The organism is Turicibacter sanguinis (assembly GCF_013046825.1).
GTDB classification, from domain to species: Bacteria; Bacillota_I; Bacilli_A; order MOL361; family Turicibacteraceae; genus Turicibacter; species Turicibacter sanguinis.
This window is the reverse complement of the sequence record NZ_CP053187.1, coordinates 2,377,495-2,396,517: the sequence shown is the minus strand read 5'-3', so window position 1 is coordinate 2,396,517 and position 19,023 is coordinate 2,377,495. Positions and strand designations below refer to the sequence as shown.

Sequence of the window (19,023 nt, the reverse complement as noted above, 5' to 3'; positions counted from 1 at the left end):
ATTACATGATTAGCATTATAACATGAATCCACTCTGACTGACTACCTTCAGTCCATCTTAAAGTTGTTTTAATGTTTTCCATTCCTTCATCAAATAAATAGAAAGAGCTAAAAAAAACAAAGAAAAGAGATAGATCATAGAAATTCCAACATAATCAATGAGGATCCCGCCAAACATCAAGCTAAGCGGTGAAGTAATCGATGAGATCATCGTAAATAAAGACATGACACGTCCATAAAATTCTGCTGACACAACACGTTGCAATGAAGCCATGACTGGGACATAAAGTAACACATTAATCGCACCTGAGATAATAAAGAGAATAAATAAGAACAAAAAGAATCCCAGATACGGAATGCGCCCTAATTCAAGCAATTCAAATAACGCCCACTGTATCCCTACACAAATTATTAGCGTCCATAGTGATTTTTTTATGGTTTCATTTGTTTTTAAAACTTTTTCTTTTGAAACCCATAGCGATCCTAAAATCCCTCCTAGCGCCATCGCCACATATAAAGCGGATAAATACATTTCATTCACGTGAAGATGCTCATTCATTAAATAGGGAACTAATACCGATTGAATAGGTCCTAGTGCCAAGTTTTTAAAATTCAAAATAATGAGCAACCATAAGATGGCTTTATTTTGACATAAAATATAGCGACACCCTTCTTTTAAATCGGTTAAGACATGACTTTCTTGTGCTCGTTTTAGTAGCTCACTTTCATCTAATTTAATAAATAACTCCGTGATTCCTGACATAATAAATGAAAACCCATTAATAAAAATAATCACAATAGGTCCAAGCCAACTGTATAAAATCCCTGCCAGCAGCATTCCAAACACATCTTTAATACCGTACATTAAAGACATTAAAGAATTCGCTTTGACTAGTTGCTCTTCTTCTACAGTTAGTGGAATAATCGCCTGTGAAGCTGGACCAAATAAAGCCCCATTTATCGAACTAATGACTGAACTTAAGCAAAGACAAGCCATGATGATATTCACATGATCCACGGTTAACATCACGAGCCCACAAAGTAAGATATTAATTCCTCGAATAAAATCTGTGAAATAAATCACTTTAACGCGTGGAATTCGGTCAACCATGACACCCCCAAACGGAGCTAGAAGTAACCACGTTACTCCACCGATCGTTCCATATAGTGACAACATAAAGGCTGAGTGTGTTAACTCTAAAATATAGAGTCCAATGGCAAAATTGAACAACACATCTCCTACACTTGAAACTAATGCGCCTAAAAATACTAATCGAAAATTTTTATTTTGTCTAATTAAATCCATTTCCCCTCACCTCGCTTCACATTATAAACCATTTTACTGATCCTATCACTAGCTTAGCTTTGGGAAAAACGGACGCTATCTTCACCCTTAACACCCAAAATTGTTGACTTATTTCTCAACCTAGAGTTGTTGTCGTTTTAGTAAACCTACTACCTCTTTATATTGGCGTTTTGAAGTGTAGTATTCTTTTAACAAATAAAAAATCCATTCATCGATTAATAGAAAACGGCGATGCGTTGTTTGATACTTTTGAATTAATGATGATAATTCATCTTTTTTAAATACACCACCTGTGACACAAAATCCAATTAATAATATGGCCGCTCGCATTTCTTCATGACATCGTTTTTCGATATTTTCAAAGTCTTTCACTGTTTTCGCTTCAAAACATTCAATTAAAATCAAAACCGGCCATGTTGCTTGAAAGTGTTGTTGAATGTTTGCTATTTCTTCTAAACTTTCACTCACTTTTAACGATTCTTGACGTGTGTAGTGGATAAAAGCCTTGCAAAGAAGTGGCGTCAGTGTCAAATCGAATCGATTCATTTTATGAGCATAGGCACCTGAACATTCACACAATTCAATGGCTTGTTTAAAACTACCTGTTTTATACGCAAGCATCGCTTCAAATTCATATATCCCTGATAAACTGACTAAATTTCCTTCTAAAACATAACGCCGTTTTGCTTCGCTCACGAACTGAAATGCCTGATAAAACTGGCCTTGTTTATAGCTAACATTAGCAAGCATTTCGTACAAACGGCCAGTTTCAAGCTCTTGTTTTGCAAGTTCAAAAAATTGTTTAGCTAATTCATAGTCTTGATGATAATAAAGCAGGTCAATTCCTTGATATAGGTAATATCTAAAGCGTTGTGTTTTGTTTAACAACGGCTTAACTGACGTTAAAAGACGATACGCTTCTTCAAGACATTCACGTTCATCTGTTGCACAGTAGTGAGCGAGTTTAACTAAGTAATAATCGAGTATTAAAGGCGAGTGAATTAATTTTAATTCCTCTTGTTCGAGATGTTTAAAAATCTCTTTTGATTGAACAAAGCCATTAAAATTTAATTCTTCAAAAAATTCTTCAAAACGATCCGTCATGACTTTGATAAAGTCAGGACTCGCCACGTACTCAATTGCTAACTGTTCAAATAATAATTCAATCATTTCTAGTGAAGGCATCACTTCCCCATTTTCAATCTTACTTAAATAAGAGGAAACACAAATCCCTTCGCATAAGGCCGCTTGAGACATCTTTTGATTTAAACGATTTAATTTGATTAAAGACCCTACAATTTTCAATCCCTCTTTATTCACTAATGATTCCATATTCATTGACTCCCTACCTTTCACGGTCTTCATTATATCAAAAAAAGTTGGAACTCATAAGTTCCAACTTTTTTGGTTATTTATATAAGCTAATGAAGCGTTTCCAACCTTCAACCACTTCTGCCAGTGTTGGATAATGCTCTTTTGTAATCCCTGGCGTTGCTTCATCATTTTGATAAACAAAATCAACATCGTACCCTCCACCATCAGGGAATGTCACCACACAATGAATATATTCTTTAACTTTTAATTCATTCGTTAACGTAATGGCCACCGTTTCATGGCCTTCTTTACTTTCAAAATAATTTTCATCTACTTTAATCTCATCATAAAGTCCTTTAAAATCAAGTTTAAATTGTTGAACCGTATCATCTAATTTAAATTGCATATGTTAAACCTCCTACTTTTCAAACGTCAAATGTTTGACGATCTCTTCTATTTTATTTGTTGCTTTTTCGATTGCTTTTTGTTTTTCTTCTTCCGTTGTTCCAGTTCCATCAACGAGTAAAGACTCGAACTTTTTAATTCCCATAAACTTCATCATATCTTCGATGTAATTTAAACCTTTATTGAAAAATGGGCTTAAAATAAACGGAATCGATGCTCCAGAAGACTGGACATAGATCACTGAACGTAACTTATCATCAAGTAATCCTTTTGGAAGGTGTCCTTCGAATGTAATGGTGCGTCCGACTTGAATAATGCAATCCATATACTCTTTTAAAGGAGCTGGAAACGATAAACTCCACATCGGAGCAGCCATAACCACTACATCAGCCTCAACAAATTGGTCACATAATTTCACAATTTTATGGACTTCTTCTTGTTCTTTTTTAGGTAATTGATTAATGGCCTCTTGATTAATCATGCAGTTACGAGACTCAAAATATTGGGATTCAAGTCTTGGGACATGAACCTCATACAAGTCCAACTCTTCAAGTTGGAAATCATGATAGGTTGCTAAAATTTGATTTACGAGCCGACGTCCAACCATTTTACTTGCCGACTCATTTTCTGGTTTAGAATTAACTGTTATATACAATAACTTTTTCATCAATACCCCTCAATTATTTTTTAAATTTTTAACACGACTACAACAAAAGTGTCAAAATATCGCTTAGGTAAAAAACTAAAAAATTTGAGATATTTTAAGTCATTTAAGAGAACGAAATAGTTTATACTATAACCATTCCATCCTAAGCATCAAACATTCTGACAGAATTAGTTTGTATCTAAATTTCAAAATTAGACCTTTTAAGGCTGACTATTTTTCAAAAAATCTAATCTTGAAAGGAGTTCCCGATGAAAAAATTCCACTTTACCCCTAAGAGTCGTCTCTTATTGATTATTTCTATTCTCAGTATCCTTTTTTTCTTTTCTTTAGCAGACTATATCTTTTCACATGATTTGACTCCCATCCAAATCCAAATTTATCACATGATGACCTCTATTCGATCGCCTTTTTTTAATTTTATCCTCATCAGCTTAACGAAGTCAGCTAATCCTCTTCCTATTTTGTTTGTCACGGGTGCTAGTTGCCTTATGTTTCTTCTCTTCAAAAAATATAAAGAAAGCTTACTATGCATGTTCACAGTTCTAGCCTTAACATTGAGTAATCTACTATTAAAACTTCATTACATGCGAGAACGTCCAACCTTTGAACATTTAATTGATGAAAGTGGCTACAGTTTTCCAAGTGGTCATTCCATGATGAGTTTTGGCATTGCAATTCTTTGTAGCTTCTTACTTTATCAATATTGTCAAAAGCGTTCATGGGCCCATCTCCTTAGTTTTTTTAGCTTTTTATATGCTTGTTTAATTGGATTTAGTCGAGTGTATGTAAACGTCCATTTTTTAGGTGATGTTTTGGGTGGCTTTTTGGCTGCATCATCTCTTGTTTGTTTGATTCTATCGCTTTATTGTGGTTTCTTTTCTTTTACTAAAAGTCAATAAAAAACAGGAAACCAGTAACCGGTTTCCTGTTTTTGTAAAAAAAATATAATTATTTTTGTTCTTGAAGCACTTTATAATAAACGTGTGTTTTTTTACGACTAATATACTGATCAAGTTCCTGCCACCCGTTTCGGCGATAATAGTCCGTTTTACCTGTTGTTAAATATAATTTTTGATATCCCATCAACTGTGCTTGATGTCCAACATGATTTAATAACAACTGCCCATAATTACGTCCTCGATATGCCTCATCAATATACAAAGACGTCACCCATGGATAAAAATTACGACTGGTTACCACGTCATGTGTGACTAATCCACAACATCCAATAACCTCATTATCTTGAAGTAGCACATAGAAATTTCCCATCTCTTCATCCCCAAGAGATACTTTTGTAATCATATCAAAAAAATTTGATGCTTGATTATTTCCATTCCAAACACGATGAATATAATCTAACGCTTCTTGTGTTCCTACTGGACTTTGTTTGACACTTACAATTTGTAACATTTAACATCCCCCTAAATTTATTTCACGAACCGTGTATTTTTCTTAAAGTTCGCCAGTCTAAATCCCCCTGATTTAACGCCTTAACAAAGATTTCTGCTGAAGCTAAATTAGTCGCAATCGGTACATAGTGAACATCACACAATCTAATCAGTGCTTGAATATCGGTTTCATGGGGTTGCGGTGTTAATGGGTCTCTTAAAAAAATAACAAGATCAATCGCTTCCGTCACAATTAAAGAACCGATTTGTTGATCTCCCCCAAGTGGACCCGATGCCAGTTTATTCACTTTCAAATTTGTCCCCGCTTCAATTCTTCCACCTGTTGTTCCCGTTGCATATAAGCCATAGTTTTCTAAAATGTGTTCATAGGCGTAACAAAAGTTTACCATTTGATCCTTCATTCGGTCGTGTGCAATTAAGGCTACATTTAATTTCATGGTCATTCATCACATCTTCCTTCAATCTATTACTTTTCACGTGACAATATTACCATTTATATATATTTTTTCCAAGTGTTTTTTTAGAATCACTTTTAGTCAAAATACGACATTTTTTTACATGAATAAAACTATTTTATTTTTTAGTTTATTTTTTACTATTTTTTACATATAACCTGAGCTTCCCGTGATTTGTCCGACTTTTTAACGAGGATAAAATTTTAGCTCGATCCTCCTATGTCAAAGTAGACTGTGCCTGAATAAATGACAAGATGACATCTTTTCCCCGGAGGTTATCGAGTGATAAAGGGTACTTTATGTGATTGAAAACCATTTAATCTCGGGATAAAGAGCACAAAATTCTTTCGTCAATGATTCTACCTCAACATGCCCCAATAATCGTGACAGTTGGATTCAAGTTTTAACCAATGAATTCAATAAAAATAGCTAACATTAAAATAAGCCTATTGATTCCCTGAATATTTAAAACGTCCCTCACCATTAAATATCCGGATTGGATGCTTTATTTAATCGCAAATGACGTTTGAAAAACTGAAACAATTTATTCATTTCATCATCCTTCTACTTGTTTAAAATCATGTCATCCCCTACAATAGGCACATAAACATGATCAGTACTGGTGGGACCTTTCATAATTAAATTAATTGCGACAGATATGGATGGAACACTATTAAACGAAGCGGGACAGCTTCCAGATGGATTTATCGATTTATTAAATCGCCTCTTACAAAAAAATATTTGCTTCGTCATTGCAAGTGGGCGATCTTATTATGATTTAAAAGACTTTTTTAAAGAAGCCACACCTTATCTTGATTTCATTTGTGACAACGGAGCGTTTGTGGTGAGCCGACATCATCAACGACAGATGAGCTTATTAGAAAAAAAAGCGATTGATGACATCTTGCTGCAATGTGAATCCATTACCCATATCAAGGTTATTTTATCTGGTCCAAATGGAATGTATGCAACACCATGCGAAAACGAATTTGAAGAGATATTAGCGCACTACTTCTCTAATATCCAGGTGGTCTCTAATCTTCAAGACATCCACGATCCCATTCACCGCATCTGTATTTGTGATTTAAACCATCCGTTGCAAAACAGTTATCCCATTTTAAACAACCGATTTGGTTCACATTTTAAGGTGACTCTCTCGGGAGATATTTGGCTCGATATTACCAACCTTGAAGTCAACAAGGGAAATGCCTTGTCTAAAATCCAATCCTTATTACACATTAATCAAGACGAAACCATGGTCTTTGGTGATTATTACAATGATATTGAAATGCTTAAAGTTGCTAAATATAGCTTCGTGATGGCAAATGCCAATGAAGATATGTTTTCACACGGTAACTATATCGCAAAAAGTCACAATGAAAATGGCGTTTGTGAAGCCATTAATGAGTTCATCTTTAAATCAAAACTCAAGTGAGACCCTCACTTGAGTTTTTTATTACATTATTCTAACTTCATAATTTTGTTCGGAATAGAGAACTAAATCCTATTTAAATTCATTCCTAAATTTATTCTTATGACACGTTATTTTCTCATGTAATCTGCGAACTAAATTTCCGATCTAATTTCAATGTTTTTTCAAATTTTTAGGTTCATTTTTTTATTAAACTTTATTAAATGATTAATTATTTGATTTACACATGACCTTAAAGCGAATTTGCTCCACTCTATTTCTTGCTTCAAACGTTCCTACTTCATAAAAACCAACTTTTTGATACACTTTAATTCCTCGTTCATTAAAATCAGCAACCGTCAATCTAAACTTTTTGGCTCCTAGTATTTCTTTGGCATATTGCATCCCTAACTCTAAAAAGGAGGCTCCATATCCTTTTCCACAAAGAAGTGGATTCATTCCCAGTCCGATATCAAGATAAGTCTCATCCGCATAAAAACCTAACAATTTCCCACTTGTAACTTGTGCCGATGGTCCATAACAAAAAAATCCAACTAATCCATGTTCTTGATCTTTCACGACATAATACGAATCTTCTAAAAATTCATGGATACAGGCTTCATCGCCTTCTAAGTTATACCAATCATAAGGCTCACTATATTTCCAGACAAAAATTTGAAATGCATCTTGTTCTGTCATTTTCTCAACTTTCAATTTCATCTGATCACCTCAACAAAAAAACTCCAATCATAAGTCAAAAGGCTCATCATTGGAGTATATGCAACAAAAGACGATTTAATTATAATTTATAAATCTTTGAATACTTTTCATTTAAATAATCGAGAAAATACATCGGATTCAACTTCTCACCCGTCACTTTTTCTACCAGTTCGCTTGGTGAATACAGATTTCCTTGTGAATGAATTTTCTCTTTTAACCACATAAAGACTTGACTTAAATCTCCCGCTTCTAATTGTTCTTCAACGTTAGGAATCTCTTTTTTCATTTGATGATAAAATTGTGCACCATATAAATTTCCGAGTGCGTAACTTGGGAAGTATCCAATTAATGCTTCTGACCAGTGAACATCTTGCATGACACCTTCTGAATCATTTGTTGGCGTAATTCCTAAATATTCTTCATACTTTTGATTCCAAAGAGCAGGAAGTTCATCCACTGTGACTTCTCCACTCATCATTAATTTTTCGATTTCGTAACGAATAATGACATGTAATGAATACGTGACTTCATCAGCTTCTGTTCGAATTAAAGAAGGTTTGACAGCATTAATCATTCCATAGAACTCTTCAAGGGTGGTCCAACCATACTCAGGAAATAATTCTTGCAATTTTTTATAATAACCTTTCCAAAATGGCAAACTGCGCCCAATGATGTTTTCGTAAAAACGAGATTGAGATTCATGAATTCCCATAGATGGCGCCTCATCTAAACCATAATCGGAAAGTTCATGTGGCATATTTTGATCATAAATTGCATGTCCACCTTCGTGAATCGAACTAAATAAACCACTCTCAAGATTATCTTCATAATAATGTGTTGTAATTCGAGTGTCTCCGATTCCTAGAGAGGTCGTGAATGGGTGTTCAGTTTCATCGATTCGACCTGCTTCATGATAATCATATCCCATCATGTCTAAGACTTGATTCGTCAATTTTTCTTGTCTTGCTTTATCAAACTCCCCACTTGGATGTAGTTTAATACACACACGGCTTTCTTTAATTTGATTTAATAACTTAACTAAGCCATCTCGTAGCGGTGGAAAAATACGATCCAACTCCTCTACCGTCATTCCCTTTTCAAAATCATCTAGACACGCATTATAGATATGTCCTTCATACCCCACACACTCTGCCTGTTTAATAACTAAATCAATGACTTTTTGCAAGTACGGTTTAAAGATACTATAATCTTGTTTTTCCTTCGCTTGTTTCCAGTATTGGCCTCCTTTAGAGGTTGCTACCGTTAGATCGCGTTGTAATGATTCGGGAATTTTTGTATTTTTTTCAAATGAATCTTTAAAAAAATCAACTAATTTCTGCTCGACTTGCATTAAATCACTTTCATTTTCTAGAGCATTTAGCGCACAACCAATACGTGTATCTGTCGCTAACTTATGATGCTCAACCGATAAATATCCAAGTACCTCACTTCGATACTCAATCCCTTTGACTGGAGCCATGACTTCCATATCCCAAGAGAGTACCCCCATCGCTGATTCCAAATATTTCATCGATTTTAAATGTTCTTGTAAAAAATGAATGGCTTCTTGTTTCGTCATTGTATTTTCCTCCTCCTCGATTCCTTTGATGTGACATATTCTACCACATTTTTAAAGGGAAACATAGTCGGATGAAAGGCGATATTTGAGTTAACGATTATCTACTTTTTCTGGATATAAATCGTGGTTCATCAGACGATATTGAGCCATTTCTTCAAATTTTGTTCCAGGACGTCCATAATTACAGTAAGGATCAATACTAATTCCACCACGAGGTGTGAATTTTCCCCAAACCTCAATATATTTCGGATCCATCAATTTAATTAAATCTTCCATGATAATATTCATACAATCTTCATGAAAATCCCCATGATTTCTAAAGCTAAATAAATACAATTTTAACGATTTACTCTCAACCATCTTTTCTCCAGGAATATAGCTGATATAAATCGTGGCAAAATCAGGTTGACCTGTAATCGGACATAAACTTGTGAACTCTGGACAATTAAATTTCACAAAGTAATCATTCTTAGGATGTTTATTATTAAACACTTCTAGTATTTCAGGGTCATAACTATATGTATAAGTTGTCCCTTGATTTCCAAGTAAGGTAATCTCGCTTAATTCTTCTTGTTTTCTTCCTGACATCTAAATCTCTCCTTTAGTTGTTAAATAACTTTCTAGTCCTCGCCTTCTTAAAACACAAGCTGGACATTCACCACATCCATCTCCAATGATACCATTGTAGCAAGTTAAAGTTTTTTCTCGTATATACTCAAATTTTCCAAGTTTGTCTGCTAGCTCCCAAGTCTGTGCTTTATTCAACCACATGAGTGGGGTATGAATCACAAAATCATCATCCATACTTAAATTTAATGTCACATTTAATGACTTGATAAAAACATCTCGACAATCTGGATAGCCAGAAAAATCAGTTTCACAGACACCTGTAATAATATGTTTAGCCCCTTTAACCTTTGCTAAGACTCCAGCAAAGCTTAAAAATAGTAAATTACGGCCTGGTACAAAAGTTGAGGGTAACTGCCCCTCTTCACCTAACTCAATCTTAATCTCATCTCGTGTTAAAGCATTGGGTGCTAATTGATTTAATAAAGACATATCTAACACATGATGTTCAACACCAAGTTCCTGACAAATCGCTTTAGCACACTCTAGTTCTAAATGATGACGTTGTCCATAATCAAACGTAACAGCAATCACTTCTTTAAATGTTTCAAGTGCCCAATATAAGCATGTGGTTGAATCTTGACCACCGCTAAAAACAAGTACCGCTTTATCCTGTTTCATTTTTATTCTCTCCTTTATTTCATTAATAATAAACACTCTTGTCTCAAGTCTGATTCTTCCCCCATTCGCTTTCCACGATAAGTCACTGTGGTGGTTGTCGTTCCCTGTTTTTTAATCCCCCTTGCAGTCATACAACTATGTTCGCCACTAATCAAAACACAAATCGCCTCACTTTCTGTTACTTTTTCAACGATTTCGGCGATTTCCTCACCAATACGCTCTTGTAACTGCAATCGACGACCAACCATATCTGCAATTCGCGCTACCTTACTTAAGCCGATTATTTTTTCTTTCGGCAAATATGCCACTGTAACAAGCATGTTATACATTAAGGCTAAATGATGCTCACAATAACTAAAAATTGGAATATCTTTAATGATGACAAAGTTATTTTGACATTCATCGAGCGCTTCATCTTCAAAAGTTGTTCCAAAAAACTCTGCAATTTCGTCATTAGATAACGTCATCCCCTCAAAGACTTCCTCAAACATTTTAGCAACACGTTTTGGAGTTTCTTTTAATCCTTCTCTTTCTGGATCATCCCCAAGAGCAACTAAAATATCTCTAATACTGCGCTCAATCAGTTTCGTATCAATTTGTCGCTTCATCTTAAACACCTCTCATTTCTTTTGGCCAAATATATTTATGCAATTGTAACTGTAATCTCACGTCATTTAATTGATGATCTTTCATATAGTCAACAATCAAACTTGGGTTAATATAATCCACTACCGGACTAAAATAAACTAGACAACGTTCTAATAGACCCTGTTCTCTAATCACTTCATGTGCAACTTTTAAATCTTCTTGACTTGCAATTACAAATTTATAAACATCTGTCTTTGTCACCCATTTAAAGTTTTCATCATCCATCCTTGATTGCATTAAGCTATTTGGTAATTTATAATCTAAGATAAAAACAACATTAGACTTTGAAAACTTTTTCTTAAATCTCTGGATATTCACAGACCCATTGGTTTCAATGTGAATAGTTAACTCTTTATCGGCTGCTAAAATCCCTATCAAAACTTCTATCTGTGGTTGAATCAGCGGCTCTCCCCCTGTCAAAGTCACGTGATTCACTTTATTTTCCTTAACAAAGTGATAAATCTCTAGCGGACTTAAATTTTCCCCTTCAACACTTCCATCATATGAATAGCACGTATCACACCAATCACATCTTAAATTACAATTTTTAAATCGAATAAAGGCAGCCAACTGTCCCGCACATGGCCCCTCACCATCAATGGAAATAAACTTTTCAATGACTTGATACATCTTAAACCTCCGTATAAATACAACTATTTTTAGGCGTTTCAAATAACTCTACTTCGGTTACCTTTATTCCTAGATTTTGTAATCTCTGATAAATATCACGCGACATTTCCTCTGCTGTTGGACGATATGGAACAAAATATATTTCAAAGCCTAGCTTTGTCTCTGCTATTTTTTTAGCAAGCTCTTTTCCCTCTTCATTCTCTTCAAGAATTAATCGGTGATCAAATAAATCATGAATTTTCTTTAAGGCTTGCTTGATAGTTGAAAAATCATCCACCATCCCACGACATTGTCCCGTTTCATGCAGTGAGTCTGCCGACACTTTGATGACAACTCGGTACCGATGCCCATGAATATTGTGACATTTCCCTTCATAATCACTTAAGTAATGTGCTGCATCAAATTCAATTTCACTTTTTAAAGTAAACATATAATCTCTCCTCAACAATAAAAAAAAGCTTCCTTCTTGCGCAAAACTCGGCACATAAAAGGAAGCTTTCTGATTTTTACAGAAAAAAAGGGCGCAAAAGCGCCCAATATCATCATTCTATTTGAGCCTAGTTTTGTTTAGAGACAGGATGGTCTGAATGAACTGTCTTTATTTGAATATACTATTTATAACATAAAAACCTTAAATTTACAATAAATAAAAAATAAAAAAAGGAGGTTCACAAGGAACCTCATAAAACAGGGGATGATTTATAAATATTGGGATGAAAAGAGAGAATATGTTATGAAGTATTTGGGGGAACTTCATAACAATTAAATTAGGGTAGTGTCTTGTTCTTCAAGACATATTCATTATCACATATTCAAACGTCATTTTTGTGTTCTTTCTGTGTTTTTTTGAAGTTTTTTGACGATTTTTGACTGTATTCAGATTTTATTTTAGGAAATAAACAAGCCCATCAGAACACTTTTCCAGCGATTTTTTAAAAGTTTCTTAATAAATGAATATCACTATCAGTTAATTTCGTCACTCGCTATCAGACGATACCTAGCATTCAACAACACAATTTCGCATCCTTCGGCTCAGCAAGCCCTCTTCAATTGTATTGATTCATGATCTAAAACAAAATAAAAAGGAGGTTCACAAGGAACCTCCTAAAACAGGGGATGATTTATAAATATTGGGATGAAAAGAGAGAATATGTTATGAAGTATTTTGGGGGAACTTCATAACAATTAAATTAGGGTAGTGTCTTGTTCTTCAAGACATACTCATTATCGCATATTAATCTTCTAAAAACGTGTCTTTTTTGTGTTCTTTTGTTACTATTTGGAGTTTTTTGTCGAATTTTAAAAAATACTTATTAGACTTTATTTTTATCTTTCCAAGACGTGTTTAATTTAGCCATCAGTTTTTAAAATTTTTCAGTTTATTTCTTGTAAAAAACAAAAAAAGGAGGTTCACAAGGAACCTCAAAAACAGGGGATGATTTATAAATATTGGGATGAAAAGAGAGAATATGTTATGAAGTATTTTGGGGGAACTTCATAACAATTAAATTAGGGTAGTGTCTTATTTTTCAAGACATATTCATTATCACATATTTTTAATGTCGATTTGTGTCTTTTTTATGTCGAAAAAATTTTTTTCAAGAAAGTGTAACATGAACATGAGCTAATAATGGATAATGATCTGATGGATATTGTCCATTGACATTATCCTTAATAATTTCAGCATGTAATACAGCACATTCCTCTGACACGAAAATATAATCTAAATGCATCCCTTTTTCAGAATCTTTAAATCGCCCCATCGTTGGTTTATTATAAATCGACTTATCATACTCTTGAACAGCAACAAATCGTTTATGACTCAATTCACCTTCAGTAAAAGTCTTAATGATACGATGATTGGGGGTTGCATTAAAATCCCCCATTAAAACTACTGGAATTTGATCTATCTCTTGCTGTCTTTCGATGTATTCACTAATTTTTTTTAATCCATATCCGCGGGCGGGAGATAAATAAACATCTAAATGCGTGTTGTAAATGCGAACCAACTCCCCACTATCTAGTCTAACTTTGGCTGTTGTACAAATTCGTGGAAACACTGAATACCAAATCGAGCTCCCTACTTTTTTAGGTTGATTCGATAACCAAAAGGTCTCTTCTTCTAAAATTTCATGTCGTTTTGATATTAATATGTTATTATGCTCCACAAAGAAACGTTTGCATCGTGGCTGTCCAATGATATAATAATCACTTAATTGTTCTTCTATATCTTTATACATTTTATTGGTCACTTCTTGCAAACCAATGATATCGCAGTTATACTTTTTTATTACATCAAATACAATGTGATTACGTTTATGCCATCTATTTTTCCCATCAAAAATAGAATCAGAACGTAAATTAAATGTCATCACTTTCAACAGACTACACCTCCGACTATTCTCTACCTGTTTCTAATCCTAATTAATTTTTATTTTAAGCTTAATTTCTATTTTTATTATACCACTGTTCTATTTTTTTGAATTATCTTTTCAAATAAAAAACCTATCTCAAAATTTGAGATAGGTTTCACTCTTCTAGGATATTTAAACGACTAGTAAATAGATAAAATGCGCTACCATCCCGGCACAAATCCCTCCAATAGTATGAGATAAGATGGCTTTACTACTTAATTTTCGAACACCCAAAGCATCCATCATTCCAACATGTGTACTTAGGTAACCACTCCAGCACATCCCCATTGCTGTAAAAACAGCAATATCATTTGGTGTAATGACTTGTTCTTGAATAAATCGTGGAACGAGTGACATCGCAGCTCCTACAGCTCCAAGAGATGTAATTGGAAAGGCAATAGCCTGTGAGTCTGTAAATCCAAAAATCGGATTTAGAATAAACATCAATTTTTCACCCAGTGCAGGTAATAAAGCAACCCCTTCATAAGCTGCGCCTGTATAAACTGATGCCCCCGTTACCGGATCGATAGATGGACCAAACGTTAAAAGCATCACAAGTGTACAGATAATTAAAACGCCTGGAATAATAGACATTCCCATTTCAACACCTGCTTTTCCTCCTTCTAACATGGCATCTAAGACACGTTGAAATAAATTTCCATCACGAATTTCACGATACTGTGTTAAATCTTGACTTTGAGGAATGGTCTCTAATGTTGAAGAGTTATGATGATAATATTTTTTGGTAAAGTGAATCATTAATCGAACACTCACAATACTTCCAACGATTGCTCCTAAATTTCCAATTAAAGCAGGCAAAATATAGTCTGTTCCAAGTGACATCATAAAGGTTGTCACAATTAACCCCATTCCAAAAGCAGTTCCTAAATTACACAATGCGGGAATTTGATAATCTTTGAAATACTTTTGAAATTCCTTATCTTTTGCAAAGGAGATAATGGCAGGGTTATCTGACAAATACGTGGCAATTGCCCCAATAATACTAGCACCTGGTAATCCATACAATGGTTTAATAAAAACAGATAATAATTTATTGATCAAGGCAATAACACCAAACTCTGATAATAAAGCACTTAAAGCACCTGCCAATACGGCTAATGCCATAATGAAAAAGACCGTATTTAACAATAAATCATGGGCCGTATTCATGATGACTTCAAACATAATTCCGACTCCCATTTGACTTGCAATATAACCAAAGCCAAATAGAAGAATAGCTAAAAACACAAAGGTTTCTAAACTAACTGCTTTAACCTTCTTCTTTGTGTGTTGACTCATTTTTTTACCTCTTTTCTACTTACATTCCAAAGTAGACTTTTTTATTATAGAAAATAATTGTTTTTTCTTCAATATTCGACACCCTTTCAATATTTTCCAATTCAACATATAAAAGACAAATTAGGTTAATTAGTCTCTCACTAAAAAATGACCTTCCTATTGATACAGCTGCACCCTTCTCTCTGATATGCCTATTTCTTGGTATGAAGCATCTTAAGACTCTAAACTTTCATTAAATTTGATTTTCGTCGTTAACTATATTGAAAACGTTAAATTTTACTATTTTTTATATTTTCTGTTATAAATTTTTATAATCGTCCATAATATAAGAAAATCATTTAGACTTAGACATGGAGGATTTTATGAAACCTAAACAAATATTAATTAAACTATTATTAGTGTCTGGTGTTATCGCCTTGGGCCTTCCCCTTTTAATATCCTCTCCTACTCTTCACTTACTAGAAGAAAAAGACATCTCACTCATTGCTAATCGCATGAATAATCGCGCTTTATTCACCATTAAGTTAGATGATTTTGGTCAACCGATTTCTTATAGTCCTTTAATCCCTGATGAATCAATTCCAACACTAGCTGGTGCTACCTCACAACAACAAATCTTGCAAGATCATTTAGAAGAAGTGAGACAAGAAGTCGAAAATGCGCAAGACGAATTGGAAATTTTAAAAATACAAAAAAATATTTTAATTGAAGAAAGTAGTGCCTATACTGAATCACTTGAAAAAACATATTTAGAGCCTCTTGAAACCATTAAAAATGAAATTCAATCACTTGAAACAGAAAATATTGATCTTCCGTTACTCGCAATCACGAACTGTATCCATGCGATTTCAACTTTTGTTGAAAATCCTAACCAATCCGACTATGACCATTTACTCAACGATACATTAAGTCAATTAAATGAAGAACTTCAGGTTCAAGAAACCTCGGGATGGATTGAAACAGCTTCTAGATTTTTAAAATCAGGAATGACTCAAACAAAACTTAGCTTGAAGCTTTCAAAGGTAAACGACCTTATGACCCAATTTAGCCAAAGTATTCAATCAAATGACTCTAACCTTGAGGCATTTAAAAAGACAAAACGCCAACAAAAAGCGACAGAAGATGCGATTTCAACTAAATACGTTGAGTTAGATGAACTTATTTTAGAACTAAGTGGAATCTTATCTGAAATCGAAGAAGTGACACAATAAAAAAACAGATTGAATTCAATCTGTTTTTTTTTATTGAACTAACGAAAGAGCTTTTAATATTGCCAAAGCCGCTTCACGTTTTTGACCAATAAATGGATACGTGTGAATGTGAATCGCTGGATTAAAATTCAATTCAATAATTGAGTAAGCTGAGGCAGGATTTTGAAAATCTTCAATCATCATATCAACCCCACAAATTTTAGCACCGATTGCCTTCGTTGCTTCACAGGCGATCTTTTTAAAATAATCATGAATATCATCAGTCATATCAATACTATCGCCACCCGTGGAGATATTCGAATTTTCTCGTAAAAAGACTTGCACATTCATCGGTAAGATCGTATCTGGTGTGTATCCTTGTTCGTATAAAAAACGAATAGCAATTTCATCTAATTGAATTTTTTCAAGGGGACGTCGATACTTATACCCTCGAAGTGGATTTTTATTTTTCAACTCAATCAACTCGGTAATTGAATGAACCCCATCTCCAATTACATTGGCTGGAACTCGATGTAAAATTCCAATCACCTCATTTTCAATCACCAAAAATCGATATTCTTTCCCTGAAACGAACTCCTCAACGATGACTTCTTTATCATGTGAAAAAGCTTCTTTTAAAGCTCTATAATACTCTAATTCACTGACTCCCTCTTCAAAAATACTGATTCCAATTCCAAAATTGGTCGATTTGGGTTTAATGACAATAGCTCGATTTTGATAACATTTATAATCTGACTGGGCTTTTTCTATGCTTTCGTACAATGCACCCGTTGGAACATTCAGATGATGATCTCTTAAAATTTCTTTTGTTACCTGTTTATTTTCCATGGCTAAAATCGTAATATAACTATCTAAGGACGTTTTCGTTGCTTGTTTGACGAACTCACAGTGCTCCCCATTAGATAATTTAATAAAATTTTCCGCTCGATCTAACACTTCAAATTTTACGCCTCGTTTAATAGCCTCTTTCATCAAAATTTGAGTCGATAACTCTAAATCTTCAAAACCAGGCAATTGAAATGGTGCGTCACTCGCTTCTTGTTTATACGTTCTGGCTAATTCTAAATTTGCGCTTAAATAATCTGTCTCCTGAACCATTTTCATCATCTTCGCAGATAAGGTTAAATTAGGATTTTTGATTTCGTCTTGTTTTCGATTTAAAATCGACGTTTGATTTAAATCATACGTGTCGTTGATTAGACTTATTTTCTTAAGGATACGCGTCGCTAACGTTTTTAGGCTCTCTTCATTTCCATTATAAAGTAACATTAACTTCTCGTCTAAACCTGAAACAGCGACTCTTCTTTCATTTTCATTAGCTTCTTCTTGCCAATTAGGATCATTTGACTCTTCTTCATCTAATAAGAAGAGCACAAATAACTGAATAAAATGTAAATCATTTAACGTAATCCCTTCTTTTGCAAATGGATTTAAATCAATTGAGCGAATTTCTAAATACTCAATCCCATCTTCAATAAGTGACTCTAGTAATTGATTCGGTCGGATTGCTTTTAGACGTATCGGACTATAAAATTCTTTAAAACTTGAAATTTCACCCGCTTCAATATAAGCCTTTAATGAGTTGACATACGTCTTAGCAGAGGTATAATCAACGTAAATTGGTTTTTTATTTTGATACCCACATAAGCTATTTCGAAACGAAATCGCCCCTGATCGAGAAAAACTTTTTGGAGCCACTTCATTGGATGAAACACTACATTCACTACAATAACTCTCATCAACAATGGGTGATGCCCCTAATAAATATATTAATAACCAACGATATCTAATATAATTTCGAACTACTTTTAAATAGATTGCATCTTTAAACAAGCGAAAATCCGAATAATCATGTTGTGCGCCAAACAACTTCACCAATAGTGATTCACTAAAAGAAAAGTTATAATGTAATCCCGAGATAAGTTGGCGTTTACCACCATATTTTTTTAGGAGAGATTCGCGATAAGTCATTAACTTTTGACCTTCTTCACTATCGCTAAACATCGCAATCGGAATTTCTTGATTTGGTTTAATAAAACATGGCATTGATTGAGGCCATAATAATTCGTCTCCAACCTCAACACTCACAATATCATAAAGCGTACTTAAAAACTGATGAGCCTCTTCTAATGTTTTAAATGTTGGTGTAATCATTTCAATTTGGCTTTCTGAAAAGTCTGTTGTAATGTAGGGATTAAATTGCTTTTCCCCAAAGGCAGTTGGATGTGGGCTAAGGGCCAACGATCCATCTGGATTTACACGTAAACATTCACGTTCTATTCCAAATTTTCCTTCCATTAACTCCCGA

19 protein-coding genes are annotated in these 19,023 nt (G+C 34.0%); 3 read left to right on the top strand and 16 right to left on the bottom strand.

Features of this window, described 5'->3' with window-relative positions; translation table 11 throughout:
• Positions 1 to 57 precede the first annotated feature (57 nt).
• The 4 genes from HLK68_RS11650 to HLK68_RS11635 form a co-directional block, all read right to left on the bottom strand.
• Positions 58 to 1,305: an MFS transporter gene (locus HLK68_RS11650; RefSeq protein WP_006785551.1), complete on the bottom strand. Its 1,248-nt coding sequence runs from the start codon at positions 1,303 to 1,305 to the stop codon at positions 58 to 60.
• Between the two features lie 120 nt (positions 1,306 to 1,425).
• On the bottom strand, positions 1,426 to 2,637 hold the full coding sequence (locus tag HLK68_RS11645; RefSeq protein ID WP_170837680.1) for a helix-turn-helix domain-containing protein: 1,212 nt from the start codon (positions 2,635 to 2,637) through the stop codon (positions 1,426 to 1,428).
• A gap of 76 nt (positions 2,638 to 2,713) precedes the next feature.
• Complete coding sequence (locus HLK68_RS11640) at positions 2,714 to 3,025, bottom strand: hypothetical protein (RefSeq protein ID WP_006785549.1); 312 nt, start codon at positions 3,023 to 3,025, stop codon at positions 2,714 to 2,716.
• 12 nt (positions 3,026 to 3,037) lie between these two features.
• On the bottom strand, positions 3,038 to 3,691 hold the full coding sequence (locus tag HLK68_RS11635) for an FMN-dependent NADH-azoreductase (protein ID WP_006785548.1): 654 nt from the start codon (positions 3,689 to 3,691) through the stop codon (positions 3,038 to 3,040).
• Positions 3,692 to 4,221: 530 nt separating this feature from the next.
• Here HLK68_RS11635 and HLK68_RS14630 point away from each other — a divergent pair.
• A complete protein-coding gene (locus HLK68_RS14630; protein WP_229040077.1) occupies positions 4,222 to 4,590 on the top strand; it encodes a phosphatase PAP2 family protein in 369 nt (122 codons plus the stop codon).
• A 49-nt stretch (positions 4,591 to 4,639) separates the two neighbouring features.
• On the opposite strand, the gene HLK68_RS11625 is transcribed toward HLK68_RS14630, so the two are convergent.
• Positions 4,640 to 5,101, bottom strand: a complete 462-nt coding sequence (locus tag HLK68_RS11625; protein WP_009606472.1) for a GNAT family N-acetyltransferase — start codon at positions 5,099 to 5,101, stop codon at positions 4,640 to 4,642.
• A 22-nt stretch (positions 5,102 to 5,123) separates the two neighbouring features.
• Positions 5,124 to 5,543, bottom strand: coding sequence for a methylglyoxal synthase (locus HLK68_RS11620; RefSeq protein WP_006785545.1), 420 nt, complete (start codon positions 5,541 to 5,543; stop codon positions 5,124 to 5,126).
• A 634-nt stretch (positions 5,544 to 6,177) separates the two neighbouring features.
• Between HLK68_RS11620 and HLK68_RS11615 the strand changes: the two genes are divergently transcribed.
• Complete coding sequence (locus tag HLK68_RS11615; RefSeq protein WP_238843593.1) at positions 6,178 to 6,990, top strand: HAD family hydrolase; 813 nt, start codon at positions 6,178 to 6,180, stop codon at positions 6,988 to 6,990.
• Positions 6,991 to 7,194: 204 nt separating this feature from the next.
• On the opposite strand, the gene HLK68_RS11610 is transcribed toward HLK68_RS11615, so the two are convergent.
• From HLK68_RS11610 to HLK68_RS11570, 9 genes are all read right to left on the bottom strand, one after another.
• Positions 7,195 to 7,686: a GNAT family N-acetyltransferase gene (locus tag HLK68_RS11610; RefSeq protein ID WP_006785543.1), complete on the bottom strand. Its 492-nt coding sequence runs from the start codon at positions 7,684 to 7,686 to the stop codon at positions 7,195 to 7,197.
• Between the two features lie 79 nt (positions 7,687 to 7,765).
• Positions 7,766 to 9,265, bottom strand: a complete 1,500-nt coding sequence (locus tag HLK68_RS11605) for a carboxypeptidase M32 (RefSeq protein ID WP_006785542.1) — start codon at positions 9,263 to 9,265, stop codon at positions 7,766 to 7,768.
• Positions 9,266 to 9,355: 90 nt separating this feature from the next.
• Complete coding sequence (queF, locus tag HLK68_RS11600; protein ID WP_006785541.1) at positions 9,356 to 9,853, bottom strand: preQ(1) synthase; 498 nt, start codon at positions 9,851 to 9,853, stop codon at positions 9,356 to 9,358.
• Positions 9,854 to 10,549, bottom strand: a complete 696-nt coding sequence (queC, locus tag HLK68_RS11595; protein ID WP_262941925.1) for a 7-cyano-7-deazaguanine synthase QueC — start codon at positions 10,547 to 10,549, stop codon at positions 9,854 to 9,856.
• A complete protein-coding gene (folE, locus tag HLK68_RS11590) occupies positions 10,528 to 11,121 on the bottom strand; it encodes a GTP cyclohydrolase I (RefSeq protein ID WP_132942640.1) in 594 nt (197 codons plus the stop codon). The genes queC and folE overlap by 22 nt, the downstream gene beginning before the upstream one ends.
• A gap of 1 nt (position 11,122) precedes the next feature.
• The gene (gene queE / locus HLK68_RS11585) at positions 11,123 to 11,791 is read right to left on the bottom strand and encodes a putative 7-carboxy-7-deazaguanine synthase QueE (RefSeq protein WP_006785538.1); all 669 of its coding nucleotides are present in this window, start codon (positions 11,789 to 11,791) and stop codon (positions 11,123 to 11,125) included.
• Between the two features lies 1 nt (position 11,792).
• Complete coding sequence (gene queD, locus HLK68_RS11580) at positions 11,793 to 12,221, bottom strand: 6-carboxytetrahydropterin synthase QueD (protein WP_006785537.1); 429 nt, start codon at positions 12,219 to 12,221, stop codon at positions 11,793 to 11,795.
• A gap of 1,168 nt (positions 12,222 to 13,389) precedes the next feature.
• Positions 13,390 to 14,163 (bottom strand): endonuclease/exonuclease/phosphatase family protein, encoded by a 774-nt coding sequence (locus tag HLK68_RS11575; protein ID WP_229040087.1) that lies wholly within the window; start codon positions 14,161 to 14,163, stop codon positions 13,390 to 13,392.
• A gap of 174 nt (positions 14,164 to 14,337) precedes the next feature.
• Positions 14,338 to 15,504: a CD0519/CD1768 family membrane protein gene (locus tag HLK68_RS11570; RefSeq protein ID WP_006785535.1), complete on the bottom strand. Its 1,167-nt coding sequence runs from the start codon at positions 15,502 to 15,504 to the stop codon at positions 14,338 to 14,340.
• Positions 15,505 to 15,866: 362 nt separating this feature from the next.
• On the opposite strand from HLK68_RS11570, the gene HLK68_RS11565 reads away from it, so the two are divergent.
• Positions 15,867 to 16,715 carry a coiled-coil domain-containing protein gene (locus HLK68_RS11565; protein WP_009606429.1) on the top strand — a complete coding sequence of 283 codons (849 nt, stop codon included), beginning with the start codon at positions 15,867 to 15,869 and terminating at the stop codon, positions 16,713 to 16,715.
• Between the two features lie 30 nt (positions 16,716 to 16,745).
• Here HLK68_RS11565 and gshAB read toward each other — a convergent pair whose 3' ends face one another.
• Positions 16,746 to 19,013 (bottom strand): bifunctional glutamate--cysteine ligase GshA/glutathione synthetase GshB, encoded by a 2,268-nt coding sequence (gene gshAB, locus HLK68_RS11560; RefSeq protein ID WP_238581458.1) that lies wholly within the window; start codon positions 19,011 to 19,013, stop codon positions 16,746 to 16,748.
• Between the last annotated feature and the right edge of the window lie 10 nt (positions 19,014 to 19,023).